This window comes from Streptomyces daghestanicus, from assembly GCF_020521275.1.
Classification (GTDB): domain Bacteria; phylum Actinomycetota; class Actinomycetes; order Streptomycetales; family Streptomycetaceae; genus Streptomyces; species Streptomyces griseoviridis.
Window position 1 is genome coordinate 314,317 of record NZ_BNDX01000008.1, and the last position, 15,520, is coordinate 329,836.

Here is a 15,520-nt window from a genome sequence, read left to right on the forward strand (position 1 = left end):
GAACTGTCAAGAGGGGTGCGAGCACCCGGGAAGGATTTTCGGGGGGCGATGGCCGACACGAATCTCTTCGTCAGCAAGAGCGACTACGCCTACGCGGAGCTGCGCGGACAGATCCTGTCGGGGACGCTTCCCGCCGGGGCGCGGCTCGCGCAGTACGACCTCGCGGAGTCGCTGAACATGAGCATTACGCCGCTGCGCGAGGCGATCCGCCGCCTCAGCAGCGAAGGTCTGGTCACCGTCGAGACCCACCGCGACGTCCGGGTGTCCACCATGAGCTCCGACGAGGCCCGGCAACTGTTCGAGGTACGCCTGTCCCTGGATCCCACGGCCGCGGAACTCGCCGCCCGGCGCCGCACCGGCGAGGATGTCGCCGTCATGCGATCCGCCGTCACCAGGCTGCTGCCCGTCACCCGCCAGTGGGGCGAAGAGGCGCTCACCGCCCACCGCGCCTTCCACCAGGCGCTCTACCGGGCCTCGCACAACGACGTCCTCATCCGCCTCCTGGACGACCTGTGGGACAAGTCCGACCGCTACCGGCGCCTCGGCCTCGAACTGCCGCCCGGCGACGAGCCCCGCACCCGCGACCTCGAGGAACACCACCGGCTCGTCGACCTCGTCGAGGACGGACGGGCCACCGAGGCCGCTCAGCTGATGCGCGACCACATCACCCACAGCCTGACCGCCACCGCCATCAGCGCCCTGGAGGACCGTGAAGGCGTCCGTACGGGCTGAGGCGCCGATGGACATCCCGCAGCCGGAGTGCTTCCTGGCGGTCGTCGACTCCGGCGGTCAGAACCGGGCCGCCACCGCGCCGTACGTGTCGCGGTCGTCCATGTCCAGGCGGGTCCGGACGCTGGAACGCAACCTCGGCTCCGAACCGCTCCTCCAAATCGGCGGGCGTGTTGTGTTCACCGAGGTGGGCGGGGCGTCGATCGGTCACACCGCCACCATCCTCCCCGGCATGCTCGTCGGCTGGCTCCGGCCGTCGCCGGACAACCTGGAACCGGTCGGGCCGACGCGATGATGGCGATCCGGACGCGCGTCCCGGGAATTCGCGCACGACTTCGCCCTGCAGCAATGGGACGTTCTGGTCACCGCTCGGCACGCCGAACCCGAGATCGTCACCGTTTCGCTCCGGGGCACAACGACCGGTTGGTCCACTGACCCCGTCGAACGGGAGGCCGTCTTAACCGCACCTGTCTCTGGGCTACGTGACCGAACCCGTCACCCGACCGCGTACCAAGTCTAGGGCTGCTCCTCTCCGGCAGTCTCGGCGACGAGGTCGCCCGCGGGATTGGTGCGTACCCTCGGGTACGTCATCGAGCGCGTAACGGCCCATGGCGTCGGCCGTGGTCCGCCGCACCGAGTCGTCGACCTCGCTGAGAACCCAGACCGCCGCGCGAGGCACGGGCGCGTCGGACAGGGACGCAACCGTCCCGTGGAGGCGCGTCGAGGCTGCGGGCTCGCCGGGAGCGGGCGGAACGGTGGCGCCGCGTCGGCTGTGTACGGTCGCCAGAGTGAGGACTCCGGCCAGGGACGGGCGCGGGTCGTGCGGCTCACCGAAGAGGGGCATCAGCACCTGCTGGGCGCTTTCGAAGCCCATGGGCGTGCCTTCCGCGCGATGCTGCTCGACCGGCTGTCCGCCGAGCAGCGGACGACCCTGCTCGCCAACATGACGGAAGGGCCGGACCGCGCTGCCGGGAGCCGACCCGGCCCACGAGCCGACGCATGGCCCCCCGCTGCTGCTTCCGCGTACCGGTACGTCCTCGAAGGCCGGCGACCAATACGGATGCCGCACCGCACACGGTTGTCCTGAAGAGATAGATCAAAAGGACTCCATGCCACATCTCGCCATCGACTACTCCGTCCGTCTGGGCTCAGCCTTTGAGCACGCGGCTCTGATCAGGGAGCTGCGCTCCCTCGTCCGGAGGAGAGCAGATCGCTGCATGTGATGCACGACGCCGCGGATGCCGCCCATCGCCTCACTGCCGTCGGCCCGCCCCGAGCCGCCGTGGATCAGAGCGGGCAGCGGGGAGCCGTGTCCGGTGGAGGACCTGGTTGCCGTCGTGCTCCAGCACCAGGAGCCTTCCGTGCCAGGGAGCCAGTCCGAGCTGAACCTCGCGGGCGAAACCGGGAGCGCCGGTGACGACCGATATGTCGGGCCGGTTAGGTCAGCGGCCGGTCCTTGTCGGCGAATTTGGTGATCGACTCGGCGACGACCGCCAGTCATCTCGGCGGCGTGTTGCGGGCGGTCGACGAGGTGGGGGGGCGGTAGCCAGCCGGTCCCGGGGTTGCCCACCCGTACGAGGCCGACCTGCCCGAAGTAGGTCGGGCCGTCGTCGGACCTGCCGGGGGGGCCAGTAGAAGTCGACGTAACTGAATCCGCCGGGCGCGGACAAACCGGAGAACGCGTCCTCCCATGCGTCCAGCCGCGGATCGAGCGTGGCCATCTCCTGGTCGATCAGTTCCCGGTCCTTGATGAACGCGTCAGCGAGCGGAGTGTCGTTCCAGTACTCACGGTCCGCCGTGACACGGAGGTGCTCGGGGCTCTGGTTCAGACCGGCTTGCCCGAGACTGCTCGTCCCGGAACCGCCGACCCGCAGCGCGTCCGCCATCAGGCACTGGTCCAGCCGCAGCTGCTCGGCGGCCTCGGCGTCGAAACCGTCGTAACTGCCAGCGACCAGGCTGCTGTCGGGCAGCCGTTCCTCGGCCGGGGACTCGCCGAGCAGACCTGCGAGCACCGCGCCGACGGCCAGCAGAGGTAGGAGCGAACCCGACATGAGCCGCCGGGAACGCATACAGGATCGGGTGCGCTGCGATGATCTGCCGGACGAGCCGTCAGGTGATCTGCAGCGGCGTCTGAACCGCATGGGAGCGTCCTTCAATGGGAGCGTCCTTCAGTCGGATAGGGCGACAGACGGGGGCACACCGCCCCGAGAGACCGACTACGCCTCGCCCTCACCCGTCACGGCATCACTGACGGCCGCATCTCGGCAGGACGAGACCCCTCCCCCGACGACGGCACTCCCCCGCCGTCCTGAAACCGCCACCGGCAGGACCGGTCGATCCCCCGGACGCGGCGGCTCATTCACCACGGCCAAGATCAGCACTACAAGATCCGGGCCACTGCCTGACCGAAAACAAGCAGCGGTGGGACGGTCGGGGCGGTGCCCTGGGCAAGCGGTCGGTGCTCATCCCGCCGGCGACGTCGACCGGCAACGAGCAGACGCACAACGCCCCCTGCACCTGCGGAAGGCGGGACTGCGGTGGCGATGGTGCGGAGGTGGTACGGCGAAGGGCCTGCGTGTGACGGTGGCCCCGGTCCTGGCCTCGGCTAAACGGCGCGAGTTCATGGCGGAGCGGGCTCGGAGCTGCGGCCGGCCGGATACGGCGGAGCAGTGTACGGAGGTGCTGCTCGGCGTCACCGTGTGAGCTGCAGATCCCCGATCACTTCGCGAGCCGACATCAGTTGGGTGGGAGCCAGCCCCGGCCGGAGCAGGAACGGCAGTCCTGCCAGTGGTCGCTCTCAAAGACCTCCCCGCTGCCTCCACAGTGCCAGCATCGCGCCCACCCAGCACTGCGGTACCCCTGCGCGTCTTCCGATCTACGCCTCGCCTTCGACAGGTTTGCCACCACGGAAACCACTATGAGCACAATGCCAAGAGAATGGAGAAATTCACCATTCGAAGCACCATCGGGTGATTCAGAGATCATTCCTCCCACAAAGAACAACAAGACACCTAATAGTCCCATTTGCTCCCCATCGGACGAGTTCGCATCCTTGCCCGTAGAGTCTTCGAACCAAGCGACATTTCGGCGCATCCCCCTCCGGAAGGTTTCGCGGCATTTCTCCCGTTTGACCCCCTCCGCTTCCAACCGTCTGCTTCATGGCTGGAGCGGTTCACGCGTCTCCATCGTGGCCCGGTGCGTGGACCGCAACAAGGGCGAGCTGCCGGACCGCTGTCACTACGGAGATTTCCACGTCGTCCTCTGAGCCTCTGACACCCTGAACCGCAGCAGGACGGAACGCGCGTCCTGGACGACATCGAAGGGGGCTGCCGGAACGGGCCTTGACCCTGAATCCTGAACACGGGTTATGCGGCTTGGGCCAGCGTAGTTGGTGTGAGGTGGAAGGCGTTTTCGAAGGCGATGGGTGATCGTTGTCCGAGGTGGGAATGTCGGCGTCGGGTGTTGTAGCGGTGGAGCCATCGGAAGGCGTCGAGTCGGGCCTCGCGCTCGGTCGGCCAGCTTTTTCGTCCTTGCAGGGTCTCGCGTTCGAAGGTCGCGTTGAAGGACTCGGCGAGTGCGTTGTCCGCGCTGGACCCGACCGCGCTCATGTTGCGCCGAACCCCTGCTGACTCGCAGGCTTGGCCGAATGCCCTGCTCGTGTACTGGGCTCCGTGGTCGGTGTGCGTGATCGATCCGGCGAGGCTGCCGCGGGTGCGGATCGCCGCGGCCAGGGCGTCGGTCACCAGGTCCGCGCGCATGTGGCCGGCGATCGCCCAGCCGGCCAGACGGCGCGAGGCGAGGTCGATGACGGTCGCCAGGCAGCAGAACTTCCCGCCCTCGACGGGCAGGCAGGTGATGTCGCCGACGTACTTCGTGTTCGGCTTGTCCGCGGTGAAGTCGCGGCCGATCAGGTCCGGTGCCTTGGCCGCGGCCGGGTCGGGGACGGTGGTGCGGTGCCGGCGACGCAACCGGACCCCCTCGATCCCCGACGCCCGCATGATCCTGGCGACCCGCTTGTGGTTGACCGCCTCACCGCTCGTCTCGCGGAACTCGGCGGTGATCCTCGGGGCTCCGTAAGTGCCGTCCGATTCCTGGTGCACCGCCCGTATCCGGGCCGCCAGGCGGGCGTCGGCCGCCTGCCGGGCGGCCCGGTCGGCGGCTGTCCGGCGCCAGTAGCAGAAGCCCGAGCGGCTGACGCCGAGGATGCTGCACAGCCGCTTCACGCCGTGACGGCGCTGGAGGTCGGCGACGCACTGGAAGCGGTTCACCAGCGCGTCTGGCCGGCGGAATACTTCGCCGCTCTGCGCAGGATCTCGCGTTCCTCCTCCAGCTCACGGACCTTCTTCCGCAAAGCGGCGTTCTCCGCCTCCAGCGGCGCCGGCGGCTGAGAGAGTTCCCGCGTCCGCCTCCCCCGGGGACGGCTCACCCCGGCTGCCCGAACCCAGTTCCGCAGGGTCTCCGGGTTGATCCCCAGATCGGCGGCGACCGACCTGATCGTCGCTTCCGGCCGCGACTCGTACAGCGCGACCGCGCCCGCCTTGAACTGCGGCGGGTAGTTCTTCATGACCACGAGATGTCCGCCCTCAGATCCGCAGGATCCAGTGTCTCGTGTGTTCAACATCAGGGGTCAAGGCCCCTGTCGATCAGACCCATTGGCCAACCTGCTTCACAGAAGGACCATCAGAGCGCCTGAGCAGCGACACAACGGGCCTGACACCCCATCAGAACGAGCGTCAAATGAGCGTCACGAGCGTCATTTCAGCGTCAAGATATCGCCCGTAACGCCCACAACGCACATAATGCGCACGCACAAAACCGCAGGTCAGGAGCCCTTCGCGGCCGGCTCAAGGATCGCGACGCACTCCACATGATGCGTCATCGGAAACAGATCGAACACCCGCAACATCCGCACCCGATACCCCCCACCCCGGAAGTACCCCAGGTCCCGGGCCAACGCCGCCGGATCGCACGCCACGTACGCGATCCTCCGCGCCCCCAGTGAAGCGAGGTGCTCGACCGTCTTCTTGCCGGCGCCCGCTCGCGGCGGGTCCAGGACGACGAGGTCCACCTCGGTGATCCCGGTGCGCGGAAGCACCGCTTCCACCTTGCCCTGTTCGATGCGGACCCGGTCGAAGCCGGACAGGTTGTGCCGCGCGTCCTCCACCGCCCGCTTGCCGGACTCGATGCCGAGGACCGCGCCGGTGTCGCCGACCCGGTCGGCCAGCGCGCCCGCGAAGAGGCCGACGCCGCAGTACAGGTCCAGCGCCATGTCGCCCTTGCGGGGCAGGAGGCCCTGCATGACGGCCGTCACCAGGGTGTCCGCGGCCTTCGGGTGGACCTGCCAGAAGCCGCCGTTGCCGACGCGGTAGGTGCGGCCGTCGGCGCGCTCGCGGACGAAGGGGCGGCCGTGGACGCGGTGGACGCCGCCGTCCTTCTCCTCGACCCGCAGCACCGACACCGGCCGGTCCAGCTCGACCAGCGGCAGCCGCGCGCCCGGCCGCGGCGTCAGGATGACCTGGCGGTCCTGGGAGCCGGAGGCCGCGATGGCCTCCACCGACTCCATGCCCGCCCAGTCCCGCTTCTCGATGCCCAGCTCGGAGACGCCCGGCGCCGCGATCATGCAGTGGTCGATCGGCTCGACCTCGTGGGAGCGGTGCCGGCGCAGGCCCGCGTTGCCGTCGGCGTCGACGGCGTACTGGACGCGCGTGCGCCAGGCGGGGACCTCCCCGGCCGGGACCTTGTCGCCCTCGGCCGGCATCACCGTGCCGTCCCAGCCGGCATCCTCCGGGGTGAGGCCGGCGAGCCGCTTCAGCTGCTCGGCGACGACCTCGCCCTTGAGGCGGCGCTGGGCGCCCGGCTTGGCGTGCTGCCAGTCACAGCCGCCGCAGCGGCCGGGGCCGGCGTAGGGGCAGGGCGCCTCGATGCGGTCCTTGGACGCCTCGACGATCCGCACCGCGTCCGCGCGCAGGAAGCGGGCGCCCTCCTCGCCCTCGGTGACCCGGGCGACGACCCGCTCACCGGGCAGCGCGTGCCGCACGAAGAGGACCTGCCCCTCCGACGTACGGGCGACGCAGTGGCCGCCGTGGGCGACGGGGCCGACCTCGACCTCGTACTCCTCCCCGACCAGCGACGTGTTCTCTTCTGCCTGCATGGCGGGGTGACTCCAGTGAGAGGGGGCGATGTACGACAACAGCCCACCAGTCTACGACGACGGCGAGGACTCCTTCGCCGAGTCCTTGGCGGACTCCTTCGACCGGTCGTGGTGGTGGGCCGGGCCGCGCCGGACCGCGCCGGGCGCGTTCCAGTCCTGGCGCCTGCGGGCCCGCCGCTTGGCGGCCTCGGAGGACTCCAGCTGGTAGGGGACGGAGGTCACCATCACGCCGGGGGTGAACAGGAGCCGGCCCTTGAGGCGCAGGGCGCTCTGGTTGTGCAGCAGGTGCTCGTACCAGTGGCCGACCACATACTCCGGGATGATCACCGACACCGCGTCGCGCGGCGACTCCTTGCGCAGGCTCTTGACGTACTCGATCACCGGGCGGGTCACCTCCCGGTACGGCGAGTCCAGCACCTTCAGCGGTACGTCGATCCCGCGCCGTTCCCATTCGTCGCGCAGCGTCTTCGTCTCGGCCGGGTCCACGTTGACGCTGAGCGCCTCCAGGCTGCCCGAGCGCAGCAGCTTGGCGTAGGACAGGGCGCGCAGCGCCGGGCGGTGGATCTTGGAGACGAGGACGACGGAGTGGACGCGGGAGGGCCGCACCACGTCGTCGGTGTCGGGGCCGTCGGGCGGCGCGATCTCCTCGGCCACCCGGTCGTAGTGCCGGCGGATGGCGGTCATCGTGGCGTAGAAGATGCACATGCCGAGCAGCGCGACCCAGGCACCGTGGGTGAACTTGGTGACCAGGACGACGACCAGGACCAGCCCGGTGAAGGTGGCGCCGAAGGCGTTGATCGCGCGGGAGCGGACCATGTGGCGCCGGGTGGCCTGGTCCTTCTCGGTGGCCAGGTGGCGGTTCCAGTGCCGGACCATGCCGATCTGGCTCAGCGTGAAGGAGACGAAGACGCCGACGATGTAGAGCTGGATCAGACGCGTGGAGTCGGCGCCGTAGATCCAGACCAGCAGCATGGCCGCGCCGGCCAGCAGCACGATGCCGTTGGAGAAGGCGAGGCGGTCGCCGCGGGTGTGGAGCTGGCGGGGCAGGTAGCGGTCCTGGGCGAGGATCGAGCCGAGCAGCGGGAAGCCGTTGTACGCGGTGTTCGCGGCGAGGAAGAGGACCAGCGCGGTCGCGGCGGCCAGGACGACGAAGAGGAAGCTGCCCTTGCCGAAGACGGCCTCGGCGACCTGGGAGATCACCGGGTTCTGGACGTAGTCCGCGCCGACCGCGACGCCGTTGTGGATCAGGTCGACGGCCGGGTTCTCGGCCATCCGGACCTTGGTCGTCATCGCCAGGACGATGATGCCGCAGAACATGGTGACGGCGAGCAGGCCCATCATCGCGAGAGTGGTCGCCGCGTTCTTCGACTTGGGCTTGCGGAAGGCCGGGACACCGTTGGAGATGGCCTCGACGCCGGTGAGCGCCGCACAGCCCGAGGAGAACGCCCGCAGCAGGAGGAAGACCAGGGCGAAGCCGGCCAGGCCCTGGTGCTCGGGCTTGATCTGGTAGTCGGCGGTCGGCGCGTGCATCGCGTCACCGAGGACGAGCCCGCGGAACGCGCCCCAGGCGATCATGATGAAGACGCCCGCGACGAAGACGTACGTCGGGATCGCGAAGAGCTTGCCGGACTCCTTCACCCCGCGCAGGTTCATCAGCGTGAGCAGCACGATCACCGCGATGGCGCAGAAGACCTTGTGCTCGACGACGAACGGGACCGCGGAGCCCAGGTTCTCGATGCCGGAGGCGATGGAGACGGCGACCGTGAGGACGTAGTCGACCAGCAGCGCGCTGGCCACGGTCAGACCGGCCCGGGGGCCGAGGTTGGTCGTGGCCACCTCGTAGTCGCCGCCGCCGCTGGGGTAGGCGTGGACGTTCTGCCGGTAGGAGGCGACCACGGTGAACATCAGCACCACGACCGCGACGGCGATCCAGGGGCTGAAGTGGTACGCCGACACGCCCGCGATGGACAGGACCAGCAGCACCTCGCCGGGGGCGTACGCCACGGAGGACAACGGGTCGGAAGCGAAGACGGGCAGGGCGACGCGCTTCGGCAGGAGCGTTTCCCCCAGCCGGTCGCTGCGCAGTGCGCGCCCGATCAGAATCCGCTTGGGCACGTCGGTCAGTTTGGACACAACAGAGGATCGTAAGCGTTCGAACGGGGGGTCGCCCACCCGCCACCCCCGGCGCGGCCGTCCTCTGCCCTCCGGGTGAAATCACCGGGCCGCGCGGCTGCGGATTCCGCAGGTGACGGGCTTGGCATGCCTATATGACAAAACTCGTTTCCCCTGTGCGAAATGCGCCACTTCATTGCGGTTCGCCGCGCCCCAGGAGGTCCCATGCCCGCCGTCGCGGAGCTGATCGGTGCGATCGCCGCACTCGTCGGCCTCGGAATCCTCACTCTTGCCAGCGTCCGCAGCATCGGCCGCCGCCGCTCCTCGGCCGGGAGCTGAACCCCCTCCCCGTGGGTACGCCGGCCCCGCACGGGGGAACCCGGCGTCCCGGCCCCCTGGCGGGGTCAGGGCCGGTGGTCACCGGCATGATGGTCCCCCGCGGCCCGCGCACTGGCCGCGAGAGAGCCGCCAGGTGAGCCGAAAGAGAGACATGCGCACGACATCCACAAAGCTCAGAGGGCCTGCAGGAAGCACGGTGTGACGCGATGCATATTGTCATCATGGGCTGCGGGCGGGTGGGTTCCGCGCTCGCCCACGCCCTGGAACAGCAGGGGCACACGGTCGCCGTGATCGACCAGGACCCCACCGCCTTCCGCCGGCTGGGCTCCTCCTTCGGCGGCCGCCGGGTCACCGGCGTCGGCTTCGACCAGGACACCCTGCGCGAGGCGGGCATCGAGGAGGCCGGGGCCTTCGCCGCCGTCTCCAGCGGGGACAACTCGAACATCATCGCCGCCCGGGTGGCCCGCGAGATGTTCGACGTCGAGCACGTCGCCGCACGGATCTACGACCCCCGTCGCGCCGAGGTCTACCAGCGCCTGGGCATCCCCACCGTGGCGACCGTCCGCTGGACGGCCGACCAGATGCTGCGCCGTCTGCTGCCCTCGGGCGCCGAACCGCTGTGGCGCGACCCCACCGGCGGTGTCCAGCTCGCCGAGGTGCATACGGCCGCCTCCTGGGTCGGCCACAAGGTCAGCCGGCTCCAGGACGAGACCGGGGTGCGCGTGGCGTTCCTCACCCGGCTCGGGGAGGCGATCCTGCCCAGCTCCCAGACGGTGCTGCAGGAGGGCGACCTGGTGCACGTGATGATGCGCACCGACGAGGTCGACAAGGTCGAGGCGGCGTTCGCCAAGGGTCCCGAAGAGGAGGGCGGTCACTGATGAGGGTCGCCATTGCCGGAGCCGGTGCGGTCGGCCGTTCGATCGCGGGCGAGCTGCTGGAGAACGGGCACGAGGTCCTGCTCATCGACAAGGCGCCGACCGCCATCTCGGTCGAGCGCGTCCCGATGGCGGAGTGGCTGCTCGCCGACGCCTGCGAGATCACGTCCCTGGACGAGGCGGCGCTCCAGCGCTGCAACGTCGTCATCGCCGCGACCGGCGACGACAAGGTCAACCTGGTCGTCTCGCTGCTGGCCAAGACCGAGTACGGCGTCCCGCGGGTCGTCGCCCGGGTGAACAACCCCAAGAACGAGTGGCTGTTCAACGAGGCGTGGGGCGTGGACGTCGCCGTCTCCACCCCGCGTCTGATGTCGGCCCTGGTGGAGGAGGCGGTGAGCGTCGGCGATCTGGTCCGGCTGCTGCGCTTCAGCCACGGCGACGCCAACCTCGTGGAGCTGACGCTGCCGGAGGAGTCGGCCCTGGACGGCACGCGGGTCGGTGATGTGCAGTGGCCCGAGGACACGTCCCTGGTCACCATCATCCGCGGCACCCGCGTGCTCGCCCCCTCGCAGGAGGACTCCCTGGAGGCGGGCGACGAGCTGCTGTTCGTCGCGGCGCAGGACCGGGAGGGACAGCTGGAGGACCTGCTGTCGGCCCGCCGCGGTGGCAGCACGGCCGGCTGACGGGCCACGGAGAAAGGGGGCGCCCGGTGATCTCCGGGCGCCCCCTTCGGTCTCAGGGGCGCGGGGAACGGCACGACCAGCCCCTGCCGGCCCGCACCCGGGCCGCGACCACCGGCCCCGTCACCCCTTGCGATGCCGCCCGTTCACGGCCTCGGAGTCACCGGCCGCCGCATTCTCCGCCTTCTCCGCCGCCTCCATCTCCGCGAACACATCGATCGGCGCGGGCGCCTTCGCCAGGAAGACCCAGGTCAACCAGACGGCGAGCAGGAAGGGCGGGATCTTCAGGGCGACCAGCACCCAGCCGAGCTGGGTGGTGTCCGCCCACCAGTACAGCGGGAAGAGGATCGCGCACTTGGCGAGCAGGATGACGCCCCACGCGTAACTGGCCTTGGCGTACGCCTTCTTGCGGCCGGGGTTGCGGGTGCGCCAGGAGAGGTTCTCCTTGAAGACCGGGCCGAGGATCAGACCGATCAGCGGCACCCCGGCCAGCGTCGTGATGATGTACGCCAGCCCGAGCCCGCAGGTGTAGAGCATGCCGGGGAGGTAGAAGTCCTTGGCGTTGCCCGTCATCATCGCGAAGACGACACCGAAGGCGACGCCGAAGACGCCGCTGAAGGCGTGCTTGACGGTGTCCTTCATCACCAGGCGGACGACGACCAGCACCAGCGACACGGCCAGCGCCGCGATCGCGGAGAGGTGCAGGTCCTTGTTGATCGTGTAGATCGTGACGAAGAGCAGGCCCGGCAGGACCGTCTCGATCATGCCCCGCACGCCGCCGAAGGCCTCGAAGAGGGCGGCCTCCGTCACCGCCCGCGCGTCGTCCGCTGCCGTGCCTTCCCTGTCATCGGTCGGCTTGTCGAGGGACGTCACCGGCTACTCCCGTCCGAGGGGTCGCAGTTCGTATTTGGGGTTGAACAGCACCCGGCGGCCCCGGCTCAGCGAGATCCGGCCCGATGCGATGAGCTTGCGCCCCGGCTCTATGCCCGTGATGGAACGCCTGCCCAGCCACACCACGTCGAGTGCCGCGGAGCCGTCGAACAGCTCGGCCTCCAGGGCCGGGACGCCGGCCCGCGGCCGCAGCGTGACCGTGCGCAAGGTACCAGTGACCGTGACGATCTGCCGGTCCCGGCAGTCGCCGATGCGGGTGCAGCCGGTGGTCTTGGTGTCCTCCCGCAGCTCTTCCGACTCCAGGTCCTCCTGCGAGGAGGAGAGCCGGTCGAACATGCGCCGGAACCGGCCCGCCGGCTTGTCGGAACGCGGAACAGCACTCATATCTGAAGCGTACCGGGACACGCCGACAGCCATGCAAACCCGTCCGGCGGGGCCGGGACGCTCACCTCTCGAAGCGGTAGCCCATGCCGGGCTCGGTGATGAAGTGCCGCGGGTGCGCGGGGTCCGCCTCCAGTTTGCGCCGCAGCTGCGCCATGTACACCCGCAGGTAGTTCGTCTCCGTCCCGTACGACGGCCCCCACACCTCCTGGAGCAGCTGCTTCTGGCTGACCAGACGGCCGGTGTTACGGACCAGCACCTCCAGCAGATGCCACTCGGTGGGGGTCAGCCGTACGTCCTTCCCGCCCCGGACGACCTTCTTCGCGGCGAGGTCGACGGTGAAGCCGGGGGTCTCGACGATCACGTCGTCGGTGCCGCCGGGGACCGGTTCGGCGCGGCGGACGGCGGCGCGCAGCCGGGCCAGCAGCTCGTCCATGCCGAAGGGCTTGGTGACGTAGTCGTCGGCGCCCGCGTCCAGCGCCTCGACCTTCTCGTCGGAGGAGTGCCGGGCGGACAGCACCAGGATCGGCACCCGGGTCCAGCCGCGCAGCCCCTTGATCACGTCGACGCCGTCCATGTCGGGCAGGCCCAGGTCGAGGACGATCACGTCGGGGTGGCGGCCGGCGGCCAGTTCCAGGGCGGTGGCCCCGTCGTGCGCGGCGTCGACCTCGTAGTGGCGCGCCTTGAGATTGATCACGAGGGCCCGCACGATCTGCGGCTCGTCGTCGATCACGAGCACCCGGGTCATCGGGCAGCCTGCCTTTCTGCGGGGCTTTCCGCGGTGAGGGCACCGCGGGGTCGGGTGGCCGGTCCCGCCGCGCGGACGGTGAGGACCATGGTGAGGCCGCCGCCGGGGGTGTCCTCGGCGTTCAGGGTGCCGCCCATGGCCTCGGCGAAGCCCCGGGCCACGGCCAGGCCGAGCCCGACCCCGGCGCCGCGCGGGGCGTCCCCGTACCGCTGGAAGGGTTCGAAGATGCGCTCCTTGGCCTCGTCCGGGACACCGGGCCCCCGGTCGACGATCCGTACCTCGACCCGGTCCCCGAGGGCGCTGGCGGCGACCAGGACGGAGCCGCCGGGCGGGCTGTACTTGACGGCGTTCTCCACCAGGTTGGCCACCGACCGCTCCAGCAGGCCGGGGTCGACGGCGACCATGGGCAGCGTCTCGGGGATGTCCAGCTCGATCTCCGCGTCGGCGACCCCGACCAGCGCCATGGGCACCACCTCGTCGACGTCGATCTCCCGGATCAGCGGAGTGACCGTGCCGGTCTGCAGGCGGGACATGTCGAGCAGGTTGCCGACCAGATGGTCGAGGCGGTCCGCGCCCTCCTCGATGCCCTCCAGCAGTTCGGCCTGGTCCTCCTCGGACCAGGCCACGTCGTCGGAGCGGAGGCTGGAGACGGCCGCCTTGATCCCGGCGAGCGGGGTGCGCAGGTCGTGGCTGACGGCGGCGAGCAGGGCGGTGCGGATGCGGTTGCCCTCGGCCAGCGTGCGGGCCTGGTCGGCCTCCTCGCGCAGCCGCCGCCGGTCCAGTACGACGGCGGCCTGGGCGGCGAAGGCGGCGAGCACCCGGCGGTCCTCGGCGGGCAGCACCCGGCCGGTGAGCGCCAGCGCCATGTGGTCGCCGACCGGCATGTCCACGTCCGCTTCCTCGGGGCGTTCGACGGGCGGTCCCTGGCCGGCCCGGCCCGCGCAGGTCCAGGGCGCCACGTCGTTCTCGCGTTCCAGCAGCGCGGCCGACTCCATGCCGAAGGTCTCCCGGACCCGTTCCAGCAGGGCCTCCAGGCTGGTCTCGCCGCGCAGTACGTCACCGGCGAGGAAGGAGAGTATCTCCGACTCGGCGCGCAGCCGGGCCGCCTGGTGGGTGCGGCGGGCGGCGACGTCGACGACGGAGGCCACGGAGACCGCGACGCCGACGAATATGGCCAGCGCGATGATGTTCTTGGGGTCGGAGATGGTGATCCGGCTGACCGGCGGGGTGAAGAACCAGTTCAGCAGCAGCGAGCCGACCGCGGCCGAGGCGAGCGCCGGGTAGAGCCCGCCGAGCAGCGCGGCGGCGACGGTGAGCGCCAGGTAGAGCAGCACGTCGTTGGCGAGGCCGAGGTGGACGCTCTCCAGGACCGGCGTCAGCAGCAGCGGGCCGCCGATGCCCGCGAGCCAGCCCCAGACGATCCGGGACCGGCCGAGCCGCGCGCCCCGGGCCACCGGCAGTCCGCGGCCCTTGGCGACCTCCTCGTGGGTGACGATGTGCACGTCCAGGTCGGGGCCGGACTCGCGGGCGACGGTGGTGCCGACGCCGGGGCCGAGGACGTACTGCCAGGTCTTGCGGCGGGAGGAGCCCAGCACGATCTGGGTGGCGTTGACACCGCGCGCGAAGTCCAGCAGGGCGGCCGGTATGTCGTCGCCGACGACGTGGTGGAAGGTGCCGCCGAGGTCCTCGACCAGGGTGCGCTGCACCGCCAGTTCCTTCGGGGAGGCGGAGGTCAGGCCGTCGCTGCGGGCTATGTAGACGGCGAGCACCTCACCGCCGGCGCCCTTCTCGGCCAGGCGCGCGGCCCGTCGTATCAGCGTCCGCCCCTCGGGTCCGCCGGTCAGGCCGACCACGATCCGCTCCCGCGAGCCCCAGATCTTCGACACCCGGTGCTCACTGCGGTACTGCTGGAGGTAGGCGTCCACCCGGTCCGCCACCCACAGCAGGGCCAGCTCGCGCAGGGCGGTGAGGTTGCCGGGACGGAAGTAGTTGGACAGGGCCGCGTCGACCTTGTCGGGGAGGTAGATGTTGCCGTGTGCCATGCGGCGGCGCAGTGCCTCGGGCGACATGTCGACCAGCTCGATCTGGTCGGCGCGGCGCACCACCTCGTCCGGCACGGTCTCCTGCTGGCGCACCCCGGTGATCGACTCGACGACGTCGCCGAGTGACTCCAGGTGCTGGATGTTGACGGTGGAGATCACGTCGATGCCGGCGGCGAGGAGTTCCTCGACGTCCTGCCAGCGCTTGGCGTTGCGCGAGCCGGGCACGTTGGTGTGGGCCAGCTCGTCCACCAGGGCCACCCGGGGGCGGCGGGCGAGGACCGCGTCCAGGTCCATCTCCTCGAAGACCGTGCCGCGGTACTCCAGCTCCCGGCGGGGCACCTGCTCCAGGCCGCGCAGCATCACCTCGGTGCGGGGCCGGCCGTGGTGCTCGACGAAGGCGACGGCGCAGTCGGTGCCGCGCTCCACCCGCCGGTGCGCCTCGGACAGCATGGCGTAGGTCTTGCCGACGCCCGGCGCCGCGCCGAGATAGATCCGAAGCTTCCCGCGTCCCATGTCCTCATCGTCTTCCGGTGCACGCCGACCGCACTGCGTCGACCTTACGGCCGGAAGGC

At 70.3% G+C, this 15,520-nt stretch carries 13 protein-coding genes; 4 read left to right on the forward strand and 9 right to left on the reverse strand.

Annotation, left to right across the window (positions count from 1 at the left end; translation table 11 throughout):
• The first annotated feature begins 48 nt into the window (after positions 1-48).
• Both Sdagh_RS10900 and Sdagh_RS10905 read left to right on the forward strand, forming a co-directional pair.
• Positions 49-732, forward strand: a complete 684-nt coding sequence (locus Sdagh_RS10900; protein ID WP_189421034.1) for a GntR family transcriptional regulator — start codon at positions 49-51, stop codon at positions 730-732.
• A 7-nt stretch (positions 733-739) separates the two neighbouring features.
• Positions 740-1,024 carry a LysR family transcriptional regulator gene (locus tag Sdagh_RS10905; protein ID WP_190078761.1) on the forward strand — a complete coding sequence of 95 codons (285 nt, stop codon included), beginning with the start codon at positions 740-742 and terminating at the stop codon, positions 1,022-1,024.
• Between the two features lie 183 nt (positions 1,025-1,207).
• Here the strand turns inward: Sdagh_RS10905 and Sdagh_RS36960 are convergent, their stop codons facing one another.
• From Sdagh_RS36960 to Sdagh_RS10930, 5 genes are all read right to left on the reverse strand, one after another.
• Positions 1,208-1,603, reverse strand: coding sequence for a carboxypeptidase-like regulatory domain-containing protein (locus Sdagh_RS36960; protein WP_190078762.1), 396 nt, complete (start codon positions 1,601-1,603; stop codon positions 1,208-1,210).
• A gap of 568 nt (positions 1,604-2,171) precedes the next feature.
• Positions 2,172-2,780, reverse strand: a complete 609-nt coding sequence (locus Sdagh_RS10915; RefSeq protein ID WP_190078763.1) for a hypothetical protein — start codon at positions 2,778-2,780, stop codon at positions 2,172-2,174.
• A 1,314-nt stretch (positions 2,781-4,094) separates the two neighbouring features.
• Positions 4,095-5,299, reverse strand: a protein-coding gene (locus tag Sdagh_RS10920) for an IS3 family transposase (protein WP_226535024.1) whose coding sequence is annotated in 2 segments (ribosomal slippage) — positions 4,095-5,008 and positions 5,008-5,299 — 1,206 coding nt in all. Because the reading frame shifts where the segments join, the coding sequence is not laid out codon by codon here.
• A gap of 252 nt (positions 5,300-5,551) precedes the next feature.
• Positions 5,552-6,880: a class I SAM-dependent RNA methyltransferase gene (locus Sdagh_RS10925; RefSeq protein WP_190077975.1), complete on the reverse strand. Its 1,329-nt coding sequence runs from the start codon at positions 6,878-6,880 to the stop codon at positions 5,552-5,554.
• 51 nt (positions 6,881-6,931) lie between these two features.
• Complete coding sequence (locus Sdagh_RS10930) at positions 6,932-9,013, reverse strand: APC family permease (RefSeq protein WP_189421008.1); 2,082 nt, start codon at positions 9,011-9,013, stop codon at positions 6,932-6,934.
• A gap of 524 nt (positions 9,014-9,537) precedes the next feature.
• Between Sdagh_RS10930 and Sdagh_RS10935 the strand changes: the two genes are divergently transcribed.
• On the forward strand, positions 9,538-10,209 hold the full coding sequence (locus tag Sdagh_RS10935) for a potassium channel family protein (protein WP_189421006.1): 672 nt from the start codon (positions 9,538-9,540) through the stop codon (positions 10,207-10,209).
• Positions 10,209-10,889, forward strand: a complete 681-nt coding sequence (locus tag Sdagh_RS10940; RefSeq protein WP_189421003.1) for a potassium channel family protein — start codon at positions 10,209-10,211, stop codon at positions 10,887-10,889. The genes Sdagh_RS10935 and Sdagh_RS10940 overlap by 1 nt, the downstream gene beginning before the upstream one ends.
• A 120-nt stretch (positions 10,890-11,009) precedes the next feature.
• Here Sdagh_RS10940 and Sdagh_RS10945 read toward each other — a convergent pair whose 3' ends face one another.
• From Sdagh_RS10945 to Sdagh_RS10960, 4 genes are all read right to left on the reverse strand, one after another.
• Positions 11,010-11,759: a DUF3159 domain-containing protein gene (locus Sdagh_RS10945; protein ID WP_189421001.1), complete on the reverse strand. Its 750-nt coding sequence runs from the start codon at positions 11,757-11,759 to the stop codon at positions 11,010-11,012.
• 3 nt (positions 11,760-11,762) lie between these two features.
• Positions 11,763-12,161 carry an OB-fold nucleic acid binding domain-containing protein gene (locus tag Sdagh_RS10950; protein WP_189420998.1) on the reverse strand — a complete coding sequence of 133 codons (399 nt, stop codon included), beginning with the start codon at positions 12,159-12,161 and terminating at the stop codon, positions 11,763-11,765.
• A gap of 61 nt (positions 12,162-12,222) precedes the next feature.
• Complete coding sequence (locus Sdagh_RS10955) at positions 12,223-12,906, reverse strand: response regulator (protein WP_189420996.1); 684 nt, start codon at positions 12,904-12,906, stop codon at positions 12,223-12,225.
• Complete coding sequence (locus tag Sdagh_RS10960; RefSeq protein ID WP_190077974.1) at positions 12,903-15,461, reverse strand: ATP-binding protein; 2,559 nt, start codon at positions 15,459-15,461, stop codon at positions 12,903-12,905. Before Sdagh_RS10960 ends, Sdagh_RS10955 begins: the two co-directional genes overlap by 4 nt.
• Positions 15,462-15,520 lie beyond the last annotated feature (59 nt).